Below are 13899 nucleotides of genomic sequence, written 5' to 3' on the forward strand. Positions count from 1 at the left end.
CCGGAACGCTGACCATCACGCGAATAGCCACCGCCGGAACGGTCACCACCGGAACGCTGACCATCACGCGAATAGCCACCGCCGGAACGGTCACCACCGGAACGCTGACCATCACGCGAGTACCCGCCGCCGGAACGGTCACCACCGGAACGCTGACCATCACGCGAGTACCCGCCGCCGGAACGTTGACCATCACGCGAATAGCCACCCCCGGAACGGTTACCACCGGAACGCTGACCATCACGCGAATAGCCACCCCCGGAACGGTTACCACCGGAACGCTGACCATCACGCGAGAAGCCGCCACGGTCACCGCCGGAACGCTGACCATCACGCGAGAAGCCGCCACGGTCACCACCGGAACGCTGACCATCACGCGAGAAGCCACCCCCGGAACGGTTACCACCGGAACGCTGACCATCACGCGAATAGCCACCCCCGGAACGACCGCCACCAGAACGCTGTCCGTCGCGCGAATACCCGCCACGGTCGCCGGCAGCTCGGCCGCCCTGACCATTGCCGGGAGCGCCTCGCCCGCCCTGGCCCGATCCGCGACGTTTGCCGCCTCGAGAGCCGTCGCCTCGTTCGCCGTCGCGGCTCTTCGAGCGGGGCTCCTTGTCGTCTGGTGTGTCGCTCACGACGTCTCCTGTCGGATGGCGGGCTCTCGGACCCAGCCTACGTTGGGTGTTCACGCGCGGATCTGCGAGCGCGGAAAATGGACCTGTTAACGCGAAATGGCCACCCATCACTGGGTGGCCATCTCACAAAGAAGTCCGGCGGTGTCCTACTCTCCCACAGGGTCCCCCCTGCAGTACCATCGGCGCAGAGAGTCTTAGCTTCCGGGTTCGGAATGTAACCGGGCGTTTCCCTCTCGCTATGGCCGCCGAAACACTATTGATGTATCAAAGTGAACGAACAATCATCACGATTGTTTCAGTTCTCGACCGTACATCGAGAACCACATAGTGGACGCAAGCAATCTTGGCTCCTCATGCCAGCCTTACAACAGCATGAGAATAGTGATTATCAAATTATCGGCTTATTAGTACCGGTCAGCTCCATGGGTCTTTAGTCCCCACTTCCACATCCGGCCTATCAACCCAGTAGTCTAGCTGGGAGCCTCTCGCCCGAAGGCATGGAAATCTCATCTTGAGGCCGGCTTCCCGCTTAGATGCTTTCAGCGGTTATCCATCCCGAACGTAGCTAATCAGCGGTGCTCCTGGCGGAACAACTGACACACCAGAGGTTCGTCCAACCCGGTCCTCTCGTACTAGGGTCAGATCCTCTCAAATTTCCTGCGCGCGCAGCGGATAGGGACCGAACTGTCTCACGACGTTCTAAACCCAGCTCGCGTACCGCTTTAATGGGCGAACAGCCCAACCCTTGGGACCTACTCCAGCCCCAGGATGCGACGAGCCGACATCGAGGTGCCAAACCATGCCGTCGATATGGACTCTTGGGCAAGATCAGCCTGTTATCCCCGAGGTACCTTTTATCCGTTGAGCGACAGCGCTTCCACAAGCCACTGCCGGATCACTAGTCCCGACTTTCGTCCCTGCTCGACTTGTCAGTCTCACAGTCAAGCTCCCTTGTGCACTTACACTCGACACCTGATTGCCAACCAGGTTGAGGGAACCTTTGGGCGCCTCCGTTACTTTTTGGGAGGCAACCGCCCCAGTTAAACTACCCATCAGGCACTGTCCCTGAACCGGATTACGGTTCTAAGTTAGATATCCAGAGTGACCAGAGTGGTATTTCAACAATGACTCCACGAACACTGGCGTGCCCGCTTCAAAGTCTCCCACCTATCCTACACAAGCCACACCGAACACCAATACCAAACTATAGTAAAGGTCACGGGGTCTTTCCGTCCTGCTGCGCGTAACGAGCATCTTTACTCGTAGTGCAATTTCGCCGAGTTCGCGGTTGAGACAGCTGGGAAGTCGTTACGCCATTCGTGCAGGTCGGAACTTACCCGACAAGGAATTTCGCTACCTTAGGATGGTTATAGTTACCACCGCCGTTTACTGGGGCTTAAATTCTGAGCTTCGCCGAAGCTAACCCTTCCTCTTAACCTTCCAGCACCGGGCAGGCGTCAGTCCGTATACATCGTCTTGCGACTTGGCACGGACCTGTGTTTTTAGTAAACAGTCGCTTCCCACTGGTCTCTGCGGCCTTCAAACGCTCCAGGAGCAAGTCCCTTCACGCCTCAGGCCCCCCTTCTCCCGAAGTTACGGGGGCATTTTGCCGAGTTCCTTAACCACGATTCTCTCGATCTCCTTGGTATTCTCTACCTGACCACCTGAGTCGGTTTGGGGTACGGGCGGCTGGAACCTCGCGTCGATGCTTTTCTCGGCAGCATAGGATCACTGAATTCGCCTTGACGGCTATGCGTAAGATCTCAGGCTATATAAGAGACGGATTTGCCTATCTCTTGCCCTACATCCTTGCCCCGGGACAACCATCGCCCGGTACAGCTACCTTCCTGCGTCACACCTGTTAATACGCTAGCCGCACCAGCATGGGGTCGAGCGTTAGGCCAGGAGCGTCACCCCGAAGGGATCAGTCACCTGGATTAGGACTCTTAGCACCACTGGATTAGCTTGGGCGGTTCTTCGCCGGTACGGGAATATCAACCCGTTGTCCATCGACTACGCCTGTCGGCCTCGCCTTAGGTCCCGACTTACCCAGGGCGGATTAGCCTGGCCCTGGAACCCTTGGTCTTTCGGAGGACGGGTTTCTCACCCGTCTTTCGCTACTCATGCCTGCATTCTCACTCGTGTGGCGTCCACGGCTGGTTTACACCGCCGCTTCACTCGCCACACGACGCTCTCCTACCCATCAACACGGCTGGACCACGAAGGCCTACCAATAATGTCAATGCCACAACTTCGGTGGCGTGCTTGAGCCCCGTTACATTGTCGGCGCGGAATCACTTGACCAGTGAGCTATTACGCACTCTTTCAAGGGTGGCTGCTTCTAAGCCAACCTCCTGGTTGTCTGTGCAACTCCACATCCTTTCCCACTTAGCACGCGCTTAGGGACCTTAGTTGGTGGTCTGGGTTGTTTCCCTCTCGACGATGAAGCTTATCCCCCACCGTCTCACTGCTGCGCTCTCACTTACCGGCATTCGGAGTTTGGCTGACGTCAGTAACCTTTTGGGGCCCATCGGCCATCCAGTAGCTCTACCTCCGGCAAGAAACACGCAACGCTGCACCTAAATGCATTTCGGAGAGAACCAGCTATCACGAAGTTTGATTGGCCTTTCACCCCTATCCACAGCTCATCCCCTCAGTTTTCAACCTAAGTGGGTTCGGTCCTCCACGACGTCTTACCGTCGCTTCAACCTGGCCATGGATAGATCACTTCGCTTCGGGTCTAGGACATGCGACTGAATCGCCCTATTCAGACTCGCTTTCGCTACGGCTACCCCTCACGGGTTAACCTCGCCACATATCGCTAACTCGCAGGCTCATTCTTCAAAAGGCACGCTGTCACCCCTACAAGGAGGCTCCAACGGTTTGTAAGCAAACGGTTTCAGGTACTATTTCACTCCCCTCCCGGGGTACTTTTCACCTTTCCCTCACGGTACTTGTCCGCTATCGGTCATCTGGGAGTATTTAGGCTTATCAGGTGGTCCTGACAGATTCACACGGGATTTCTCGGGCCCCGTGCTACTTGGGATACTCTTCGCGCCATTGGACCATTTCGGTTACGGGGTTGGCACCCTCTATGACTGGCCTTTCAATGCCATTCACCTATGATCCTCTGTAACGCTTGCTGTTCGGCAGAAGCAGCAGAAAAGTCCCGCAACCCCGACCATGCAACGCCTGCCGGCTATCACACATGATCGGTTTAGCCTCTTCCGGTTTCGCTCGCCACTACTAACGGAATCGCTTTTGCTTTCTCTTCCTGTGGGTACTGAGATGTTTCACTTCCCCACGTTCCCTCTACCCGCCCTATATATTCAGGCGGGAGTCACTGGGTCACCCAAAGGGCCCAGCGGGGTTTCCCCATTCGGAGATCCTCGGATCAAAGCTCGTTTATCAGCTCCCCGAGGCTTATCGCAGATTACTACGTCCTTCTTCGGCTCCAGATGCCAAGGCATCCACCGTTTGCTCTTAGAAATTTGAAATCACATGAGTTTGAATCGATCGGCGTCGTACCTACCGAAGCAGGTTCGACACAGATTGACCAATGATCTAATAAATCAGATCATCTTTTGTGATCCGAACCCGAAGGCTCGAATCTAAGATGCTCGCGTCCACTGTGTAGTTCTCAAAGTACGGGCGGTACCTTCTCCGCTCGGCAAGTGATGCCGACAAGAAAAGGTCCAGAGGTCCAGTTCTCATCATCCGATGAGGCCCGGTCCCTCAGGACCCAACAGCGTGCATGTGCGGCGCCTAGTGATCCGAACCGTTCCTTCCTCCGAGGAGGCGTACTGAGTTCGAGCCGTTCGGCTCCGCACCAATGTCAATGTTCCACCCATGAGCTAACCGGCTGAGACGTTCGCTCAGATCCGGCGCCTGGACACCCGAGGGTGCCAGATGCTCCTTAGAAAGGAGGTGATCCAGCCGCACCTTCCGGTACGGCTACCTTGTTACGACTTAGTCCTAATCACCGATCCCACCTTCGACGGCTCCCTCCACAAGGGTTGGGCCACCGGCTTCGGGTGTTACCGACTTTCATGACTTGACGGGCGGTGTGTACAAGGCCCGGGAACGTATTCACCGCAGCGTTGCTGATCTGCGATTACTAGCGACTCCGACTTCATGAGGTCGAGTTGCAGACCTCAATCCGAACTGAGACCGGCTTTTTGGGATTCGCTCCACCTTGCGGTATTGCAGCCCTTTGTACCGGCCATTGTAGCATGCGTGAAGCCCAAGACATAAGGGGCATGATGATTTGACGTCATCCCCACCTTCCTCCGAGTTGACCCCGGCAGTCTCCTATGAGTTCCCACCATTACGTGCTGGCAACATAGAACGAGGGTTGCGCTCGTTGCGGGACTTAACCCAACATCTCACGACACGAGCTGACGACAACCATGCACCACCTGTTCACGAGTGTCCAAAGAGTTGACCATTTCTGGCCCGTTCTCGTGTATGTCAAGCCTTGGTAAGGTTCTTCGCGTTGCATCGAATTAATCCGCATGCTCCGCCGCTTGTGCGGGCCCCCGTCAATTCCTTTGAGTTTTAGCCTTGCGGCCGTACTCCCCAGGCGGGGCGCTTAATGCGTTAGCTGCGACACGGAAACCGTGGAATGGTCCCCACATCTAGCGCCCAACGTTTACGGCGTGGACTACCAGGGTATCTAATCCTGTTCGCTCCCCACGCTTTCGCTCCTCAGCGTCAGTTACGGCCCAGAGAACTGCCTTCGCCATCGGTGTTCCTCCTGATATCTGCGCATTCCACCGCTACACCAGGAATTCCATTCTCCCCTACCGCACTCTAGTCTGCCCGTACCCACTGCAGGCCCGAGGTTGAGCCTCGGGTTTTCACAGCAGACGCGACAGACCGCCTACGAGCTCTTTACGCCCAATAATTCCGGACAACGCTCGCACCCTACGTATTACCGCGGCTGCTGGCACGTAGTTAGCCGGTGCTTTTTCTGCAGGTACCGTCACTTTCGCTTCTTCCCTACTAAAAGAGGTTTACAACCCGAAGGCCGTCATCCCTCACGCGGCGTTGCTGCATCAGGCTTGCGCCCATTGTGCAATATTCCCCACTGCTGCCTCCCGTAGGAGTCTGGGCCGTGTCTCAGTCCCAGTGTGGCCGGTCACCCTCTCAGGCCGGCTACCCGTCGTAGGCTTGGTGGGCCGTTACCTCACCAACTACCTGATAGGCCGCGAGTCCATCCTTGACCGAAGTTCTTTCCAACTGCTGGAGATGCCTCCGCAGTTCGTATCCGGTATTAGCTTCCGTTTCCGGAGGTTATCCCAGAGTCAAGGGCAGGTTACTCACGTGTTACTCACCCGTTCGCCACTAATCCCCAAGAGCAAGCTCCTGGTTCATCGTTCGACTTGCATGTGTTAAGCACGCCGCCAGCGTTCGTCCTGAGCCAGGATCAAACTCTCCGTAAAATGTTTAGCTCCAAGTCGCAAGCGACTGGAAACATAGTGCAGGCTGGACAGGAAATGTGTCTTCGCGCTGCGAGTTTGTCTTGACTAGTTTCGAATATCTACTGACATTCTGTTTCTAATCCAAAGGAATCTCGCATCAACCGTCAGACCGGAGTCTTCGAGTCAATGCCGAGGTTGTTTGGCATTTGACATTGTGCACGCTGTTGAGTTCTCAAGGATCGGACGCTCTCACCTTTCACCCTCTCGGGCTGCTCTGTGAGGCAACTTCTCTACCTTACCACTCTCAGTCAGTTTGTCAAGTCGGCCGTTTCGCGCTCTTTCGTTCATCCATCGTGGGATACATCCGATTCACACGAACCGAACCGGTTAGACCTGCTCAGTGAGTGGGGTGTTAATCCTAAGCGCAACAAAGGAACTCTTTCAAGCTCAGATTTGCCGCTAGGCTTAGGATTTGGTCCCGCTTGAGGCCGGGGAGCTCTTCCGCTCTCCCGCACCTTTGGGGTGACAAGTAAGTACTTTACGCAGGGTCCTGGGAGCGTGCAAATCTCGCCGACATCCCGGGCGTGTCGTGCTTGACTTCCGCGTGATTCCGCGGTTTCACCACCTCGTCGCCGGCCGTGACGGATCGGGATACCCGTCTGGCGGAGGCGGTCCTCTACGCCCTAGAACGAGAGCGCCGGCCGGATTCCTGGGGAGGATTCCGACCGGCGCTCTGCTCGAGAGGTGGACACTCGGGTCACAGACCCGAGTACGCGTGCAGCCCCTTGAAGAAGACGTTGACGACTCCGAAGTTGAAGAGCACAGCGGCGAAGCCGATGATCGCCAGCCAGGCCGAGCGCGATCCACGCCATCCGCGGGTGGCGCGGGCGTGGATGTACCCGGCGTAGATCACCCAGATGATGAACGTCCAGACTTCCTTCGTGTCCCAACCCCAGTAACGCCCCCACGCCTTCTCGGCCCAGATCGCTCCCGCGATGAGCGTGAAGGTCCAGGCGATGAAGCCGACGATGTTGATCCGGTACGCGAGGTTCTCAAGGGCGACCGAGCTCGGAAGGGTGCCGAGGAACCGGAACTGCTGCGGCCGGGACTCCACGATCTGACGTTCACGGCGGTACTGCAGCAGCTGGAGTCCGGAGAGGGCGAAGCCGAGAGCGAAGAAAGCCGTACCGAGCACGGCCACGATGATGTGGATGACCAGCCAGTACGACTGGAGCGCCGGCTGCAAAGGGACCACCGGGACGTAGTAACGCAGGAGCGCGATGCCCTGGAGCACCAGCACCAGTCCGAGGATGAACGTCCCCAGGTACTTGATGTCCCACTTGAGGTTGGCGACGAGGAATACGCCGATGATGACGAGTGTCCCCGTCATCGAGAACTCCCACATGTTCGCCCACGGAACCCGTCCGGCCGCGATACCGCGGAGCACGGTCGCCACGAGGTGGAACCCGAAGCCGATGATCGTGAGGACGAACGCCCAGCGGATCGACGCGGACGACACAGAGCCGTTCATCACGTCGTCCTCGATGCGCGAGCTGATCCTCGTCGACAGCCGACCGAGCGCCGAACTCGGTGGGGCGTCGCCCTCGGAGGACCCGCCACCGGCCGCGAGGATCGTGGACGGGGCGCCGACCTGTGCGGGGACCGCCGTCCTCCGAGCCACTGCGCTCGGTACCGATGCGGCCTCCACGGCCGTCACGCGTGCCCCCCGCCGGGCCAAATCGAGTGCGAACGCTATGAACGCGGCGGCATAGACCCCCATCGCCGCGTAGATGAACACGGTGGAGAGCTGGGACAGGGTCTCGGTCACGGTGAAAGCCTAATTCTTCTGTGGTCGGGTGAGGGCAGCCGCGTGCTCCTCGGCGACAGCCGAGACGGCGGCGATCAGGTTGGGGTCCTCGCCACGTGCGAGGCCAGCGTACTCCAGCGTCAGCGAACCGTCCTCGTTCTCGACCGCTTTCACCCAGATACGCCGTCGCGGCACGAACAGGGCCGTGAGGAGTCCGGCGAAGATGAGCACGGCAAAGGCGAGCACCCATCCCTGCGCGGGGTCGTGGTGCACGTCGAGCGAGGCGTAGCGCTTCACATTGTCGAGGGAGATGGTGCCGAGTCCGTTCGGGAGGTCCACCGTCTCTCCCGGCTTGAGCTTGAGCGCCTCGGTCTTGGTCGGCGGTCCAGCGAGCTGCGTGAGCTTGTCGGTGTTGAGGCTGTAGACGGACTGCGGGACCCCGCTGTCCACCCCGAGGTCTCCGACGTAGACGTTCAGGCTCAACACCGGGTCGTTCAGACCGGGGAACGTCGAGGTCAGAGCGCCACTCGCGGTCTGGCTGGCGCCGACCGTCGGATAGAAGAACCCGATCATCCCGAGCTGCTGCTTGAGCCCGTCCGGGACCTTGATGAAGCCGAGCGAGGTGAGACGCGCATCCTGCGGCAGGAAGGGCACCGAATCGGAGAAGACGACGTTCCCCTTGGTGTCGCGCACGGTGATCGTCGGGGCGTAGCCGTTGCCGAGCAGGTAGACGTTCGTCCCGCCGATCGCCAGCGGCTCGTTCACCTTGATGGTCGTGCTCTGGCTCGTGTCTCCCGGCCCGGTCGTCGTCACGTGGGCGGTGTAGTCGAGCGGAGTGCCGACCGCATTCTGGTTCTTCGTCTCGTACGAGACGTCGAGCTTGTCGACGCGGATCGAGAACGGGGCGAGCGCCGAATCGCTGAAGAAGCGGCCGGGATTGAACGAGTTGTACGAGGGCAGGCTGTTGACGAAGCTCTGCCCCTCGACGACGACCTTCTGCCCGGTGTAGCCGAACCCGCCGCCCACGCCGATCGCGACGAGGACGCCGAGCAGGGCGATGTGGAAGACGAGATTGCCGGACTCGCGCAGATAGCCGCGTTCCGCCGAGACGGAGATCGACCGGGCATTCTCGTAGATCGCGGTGCGGTAGCGGGCCTTCTTCAGGACCTCCTGCGCCTCCGCGATCGGGTCGGAAGCGGTGGAGCGCAGTTCGGCCGGCAGGATTCGCGCTTGGAAGCCCGCCATGCGGGTGAGGCGAACCGGGGTCCTCGGCGGCTTGGCCCGCATCGCCTGGAAGTGGTGCTTGGTGCGCGGGATGATGCAGCCGATGAGCGACGCGAACAGCAGCAGGTAGATCGCGGAGAACCACGCGGACGTGTAGACGTCGAAGAACTGCAGCTTGTCCAGCACCGGCGCGAGCTGCGGGTTGTCGGTGAAGTACTGGGTGACGCCATTGGGGTCGGAGCTCCGCTGCGGCACGAGGGATCCGGGTACGGCGGCGATGGCGAGCAGCAGCAAGAGGAACAGCGCCGTGCGCATGCTCGTGAGCTGCCGCCAGAACCAGCGCAGCCAGCCGAGAGGGCCCAGCTTCGGCTGGACCACGTCCGGGTCGACATGCGGAGGCGCGGAGTCGATGTGGTCAGATGGCCGGCTCAAAGCCCTGGATCACCGCCAAGAACTGGGACATGATGGCGCTCCACAGACCCGAGGCCATCAGGATGCCGATGATCACCAGCAGCACGCCGCCGATGATGTTGATGGTGCGGATGTGCCGCTTGATGAAGGCCACGGATCCCGCGACCCAGTCGAAGCCGAGTGCGACGAGCAGGAAGGGGATGCCCAGGCCGATGCAATAGAAGAGCCCGAGGAGCGCTCCGCGCCACGGCGAGCCCGTGCCGACGCTGAGAGCGCTGATGGCCGCGAGCGTCGGGCCGATGCACGGCGTCCAGCCGAGGCCGAAGACGATGCCGAGCAGGGGTGCTCCGATGAGCCCGGTCGCCGGTCGCCATCCCGGCTTGATGGTCCGCTGGAGGAAGGAGAACTGGCCGATGAAGACGAGGCCCATGATGATGACGAGCACGCCGAGGACGCGGATCACCATCTCCTGCCAGCGCACGAGCCACAGTCCCAGCGCACCGAACGCGGCACCATAGGCGATGAACACCACCGCGAACCCGAGGATGAAGAGCGCGACCCCGGTGACCACTCTCGAGCGATCACGCTTCGCACCCGGATCGCTCATCCCGCCGACATAAGCGAGATAGCCGGGCACGAGCGGCAGCACACAGGGCGATGCGAACGAAACGAGGCCCGCGAGCAGCGCGATCGGCAGTGCCAGCACCAGCTGGCCGCTGAAGACGATCTGTCCGATGCCGCCCACGTCAGTTCTCGGCCACGGCGTCGGAGATCAGCGAATCGAGGATGCTCCGGTCGGGCAGGGCGCCGAGGATGCGCGCGGAGACGCGTCCCTTCTTGTCGATGACGAGGGTGGTCGGCGTGGCCTTCGGTGGGACGGTCTTACTGAAGGCCAGCAGTACGGAGCCGGTGTCCCGGTCCAGGACCGACGGGTACGTGACGCCCTTGTCCTTCTCGAAGCTCTCCGCCGTACTCGCCGAGTCGTAGAGGTTGACGCCGAGGAATCCGACGCCCTCCGCCTTGTACTTCTGGTAGAGCGCCTCGAGGTCCGGAGCCTCGACACGACAGGGCGGGCAGCCCGCGTACCAGAAGTTCACGACGAGGACGTCGCCGGCGTAATCCTTCGAGGAGACCGGGGTGCCGTCGGTGAGCGTCCCTGTGAAGTCGACGGCGGCACCTCGATTGTCCGCGGCGAACTCGCTGACGGTGCCGTCTCCGGCGATGTAGTTCTGCCCGTTGCCGGATCGGTACTGCTGCGCGAGGCTGTCGTTGGCCGTGCATCCGCTGAGCAGCAGGGCCGTCGCAGCGAAGGCCGCCGGCAGCGCCAGTGCGAGGCGGCGACGGAAGGGTCGGGTACTCGGGGTGCGCATCAGACGGCTCCCACATCGGTCGCCGAAGCGAGGAGATCGGCGGCCGGCTCGACGTACCCGACCTCGATGAGGCGGGCAGCGGGGGCGGCCTGAGCCTTCTCTTCGGGAGCGCCGTCGAAGCCGCCTTCGCGGGACAGGGTCGACTCTCTTGGCGCGGCCTCGGCCGGGGCCGTCGTGCGCTCGAACGTCGTGATGCTGGAAAGTGCGCATCGACGTGTGCGCGGGTCGTGCCAGAACCGCTCCCCAGCGACGGACAGGTGCGCGACCCAGATCGGCAGCTGATGGCTGACGAGGACGACATCGCCCTCGTCGACGGATTCGAACGCCTCGTCGATGGCCGCGCGCATGCGCTTCTCGATGCTGGAGTAGGCCTCGCCCCAGCTCGGTCGCAGCGGGTTGACGAGGAATGGCCAGTTCTGCGGCTTCTTGAGAGCACGACGCATGACCGTCCCCTCGAAGTGGTTCGTGGGCTCGATGATCCGATCGTCGATGGTCGGATCGAGACCCACCGCAGACAGGATCGGCGCTGCGGACTCGCGCGTGCGCTGCAGCGGCGAGACGCGAACGGACAGGACCGCACGGCCTCGCGAGACGATCTCGTCGGCGGCGGCCTGCGCCATTCGATGACCGAGTTTGGAGAGGCCGAAGCCCGGCAGCCTGCCATACAGGATGCCGTCGGGATTGAACACCTCGCCGTGACGGACGAGATGAACTTGGCTTGCTACCACTAGGCCAGTCTACGGAGGCGTTTCCCTTGAATTCACTGAGCGCGGGCACGTAGCCCTCGCTCTGACCGCCTCGGGGCGGTATGCGCGGGCGGTAGGCTTGCTGATCGTGACCGCACGCGTTTTGATCAAGGACCTCGCCGCCCACCCCGACGGCCCCGTCAGCGTCGCCGGATGGGTCGAGACCGTCCGCGACCAGAAGAAGGTGCAGTTCGTCGTGCTGCGCGACGAGTCGGGAGCGGTTCAGCTCGTCAATCCTCGCACCGTGGCGGAGGACGGGACCGTCGTTGCCGACGAGCCCGCGACCACTATCTCCGGTCTTTCTCAGGGAAGCTTCGTGCGCGCCACCGGCGAGCTCAAGCACGACGAGCGTGTGAAGCTCGGCGGCATCGAGATCAAGCTCAGCTCCCTCACCGTCGAGACGGCCGCAATCCCCGAGACGCCGATCGCCACGGACAGCGGGATCGACAAGCGCATGGATTGGCGCTTCCTCGACCTGCGAGAGCCCAAGAACAACCTCATCTTCCGCGTACAGACGACCTTCGAGCATGCTCTGCGGCAGTACTGGGTGGAGAACGGTTTCGTCGAGATCCACACGCCGAAGCTGATGGCCTCCGCGTCGGAGTCGCGCGCCGAGCTCTTCGAACTCGACTATTTCGAGACGACGGCGTATCTCGCGCAGAGCCCGCAGATCTTCAAGCAGATGGCCCAGGCCGCGGGCTTCGGCCGCGTGTTCGAGATCGGCCCGGCCTTCCGCGCAGACCCGAGCTTCACGAGCCGTCACGCGACCGAGTTCACCAGCATCGACACCGAGCTCAGCTGGATCGACAGCCACGAGGACGTCATGAAGGTGCACGAGGACCTCCTCGTCGCCGGGTTCACCGCGGTCAAGGAGAAGCACGGTGAGGAGATCGAGGCGCTCTTCGGCGTCGAAGTCACCGTCCCGGCGACACCGTTCCCGCGCATCCCGCTCGCCGAGGCCAAGCGGATCGTCGCCTCGCGGGGCTATGAGGTCCCGCGCGACGACGACGACATGGACCCCGAGGGCGAGCGTCAGATCTCTGCGTACGTCAAGGAGACCTACGGTCACGAGTTCGTCTTCCTGACGGACTACGCGGCGACCATCCGCCCGTACTACCACATGCGTCACCCGGACGACGAGACGATCACCAAGAGCTACGACCTCATCTTCAACGGCGTCGAGATCTCGACCGGAGCGCAGCGTGAGCACCGCGTCGACCTGATCGAGCAGCAGGCCCGCGAGAAGGGGCTCTCCGTCGAAGAGCTCGAGGACGTTCTGGCGTTCTTCCGCTACGGCGTGCCGCCGCACGGTGGGTTCGGAATGGGGCTGGCCCGCGTCCTGATGCTCATGCTGCACCTCTCGAACCTGCGCGAGACGACCTACCTGTTCCGCGGACCGAGCCGCCTGACCCCGTAGCCGACGCGCCGTTGGAGGCCACAGCCGACCAGCTGTCGCCGGCGACGAGGATGTGCCCGAGAAACCGGAGCCCGATGGTCGCCGCGGCCTGATCCAGCCTTCGGGTGAGGACGAGGTCGGCGACCGAGGCATCGATCGAGCCCGACGGATGGTTGTGCGCGACCGCGAAGGACCGTCCACCGCGGGTGAGGACCGATTGCAGCACGTCGGCAGGCTGAATGCTGGCGTCGTCAACGCCGCCGTCCCGGAGCAGGACGAGTTCGAGCGGGCGCGCAGCCCGATCCGCGATGACCACGACGAATCGCTCACTGTCGCGATGCAGGAGCTCGGGTCGCACGATCTCGGCGATCGCCCGATCGTCGACCAGCCGCGTCCATGCCGACGAGCTGCCTGCACGGCGCCAGATCTCGATGATCGCGACGAGCCGGCCGGCTGTGGCGGGGCCGACCCCTGGCAACGTCTCGAGTCGCGCGAAGTCCATCGTCGCGAGTCCGGGGAAGCCTCCCGAGCGTCGGAGTATCGACCGTGCGAGCGCGCGGACGCTTCTGCCGGTCTGGCCGGAACCGAGGACGAGAGCGAGCACCTCGTCGTCCGTGAGGGCGCCGACACCGAGGCGACGCATCCTCTCGCGCGGTCGATCATGCGTGGGGACGTTCGCAAGGGACTCCTCCTCTTCAGCTGCTTCGGACGACATGCATCCACGGTAGGAAGCAGACGGCCGACAGCAGCGCAGCGCTGCGAAATCTGTGGAGAAGTCGAAATCAGGCCGAGCCTGTGGAGAGCGTTGACGCTTTTTCTCCACAGGTCCGTGGAACGACGATCTGTCCACGGATTCTTCGCGACCCGCGAACGGTGGATGCTGC

General features: G+C 61.6%; 8 protein-coding genes and 3 rRNA genes. 1 reads left to right on the forward strand and 10 read right to left on the reverse strand.

The window, feature by feature from the left end; all coding sequences use genetic code 11:
• The 9 genes from LLS1_RS17315 to LLS1_RS17355 all read right to left on the reverse strand — a co-directional run.
• A partial coding sequence (locus tag LLS1_RS17315) for a hypothetical protein (RefSeq protein ID WP_374758287.1) occupies positions 1–517 on the reverse strand: 517 nt, incomplete at its 3' end.
• A gap of 254 nt (positions 518–771) precedes the next feature.
• Positions 772–888: ribosomal RNA gene (gene rrf, locus LLS1_RS17320) — 5S ribosomal RNA — on the reverse strand.
• Between the two features lie 134 nt (positions 889–1022).
• Positions 1023–4135: ribosomal RNA gene (locus LLS1_RS17325) — 23S ribosomal RNA — on the reverse strand.
• Between the two features lie 423 nt (positions 4136–4558).
• Positions 4559–6082, reverse strand: a 16S ribosomal RNA gene (locus tag LLS1_RS17330).
• Together the 16S, 23S and 5S rRNA genes form the textbook arrangement of a ribosomal RNA operon.
• A 736-nt stretch (positions 6083–6818) precedes the next feature.
• A complete protein-coding gene (gene ccsB / locus LLS1_RS17335) occupies positions 6819–7889 on the reverse strand; it encodes a c-type cytochrome biogenesis protein CcsB (RefSeq protein WP_226657503.1) in 1071 nt (356 codons plus the stop codon).
• A 9-nt stretch (positions 7890–7898) separates the two neighbouring features.
• Positions 7899–9524 carry a cytochrome c biogenesis protein ResB gene (locus tag LLS1_RS17340; RefSeq protein ID WP_226657505.1) on the reverse strand — a complete coding sequence of 542 codons (1626 nt, stop codon included), beginning with the start codon at positions 9522–9524 and terminating at the stop codon, positions 7899–7901.
• Entirely contained in the window at positions 9508–10248 is a 741-nt protein-coding gene (locus tag LLS1_RS17345) for a cytochrome c biogenesis CcdA family protein (RefSeq protein ID WP_223358929.1), read from the reverse strand. The genes LLS1_RS17340 and LLS1_RS17345 overlap by 17 nt, the downstream gene beginning before the upstream one ends.
• Before the next feature lies 1 nt (position 10249).
• Positions 10250–10873 (reverse strand): TlpA disulfide reductase family protein, encoded by a 624-nt coding sequence (locus LLS1_RS17350; protein ID WP_223358928.1) that lies wholly within the window; start codon positions 10871–10873, stop codon positions 10250–10252.
• A complete protein-coding gene (locus LLS1_RS17355) occupies positions 10873–11601 on the reverse strand; it encodes a histidine phosphatase family protein (RefSeq protein ID WP_226657507.1) in 729 nt (242 codons plus the stop codon). Before LLS1_RS17355 ends, LLS1_RS17350 begins: the two co-directional genes overlap by 1 nt.
• Before the next feature lie 106 nt (positions 11602–11707).
• On the opposite strand from LLS1_RS17355, the gene aspS reads away from it, so the two are divergent.
• Complete coding sequence (gene aspS / locus LLS1_RS17360; protein ID WP_226657509.1) at positions 11708–13036, forward strand: aspartate--tRNA(Asn) ligase; 1329 nt, start codon at positions 11708–11710, stop codon at positions 13034–13036.
• On the opposite strand, the gene LLS1_RS17365 is transcribed toward aspS, so the two are convergent.
• Positions 12966–13730, reverse strand: a complete 765-nt coding sequence (locus tag LLS1_RS17365; RefSeq protein ID WP_223358925.1) for a RadC family protein — start codon at positions 13728–13730, stop codon at positions 12966–12968. The two genes, aspS and LLS1_RS17365, sit on opposite strands and share 71 nt — an antisense overlap.
• Between the last annotated feature and the right edge of the window lie 169 nt (positions 13731–13899).

This window comes from Leifsonia sp. LS1 (assembly GCF_020521355.1).
Classification (GTDB): Bacteria; Actinomycetota; Actinomycetes; order Actinomycetales; family Microbacteriaceae; genus Leifsonia.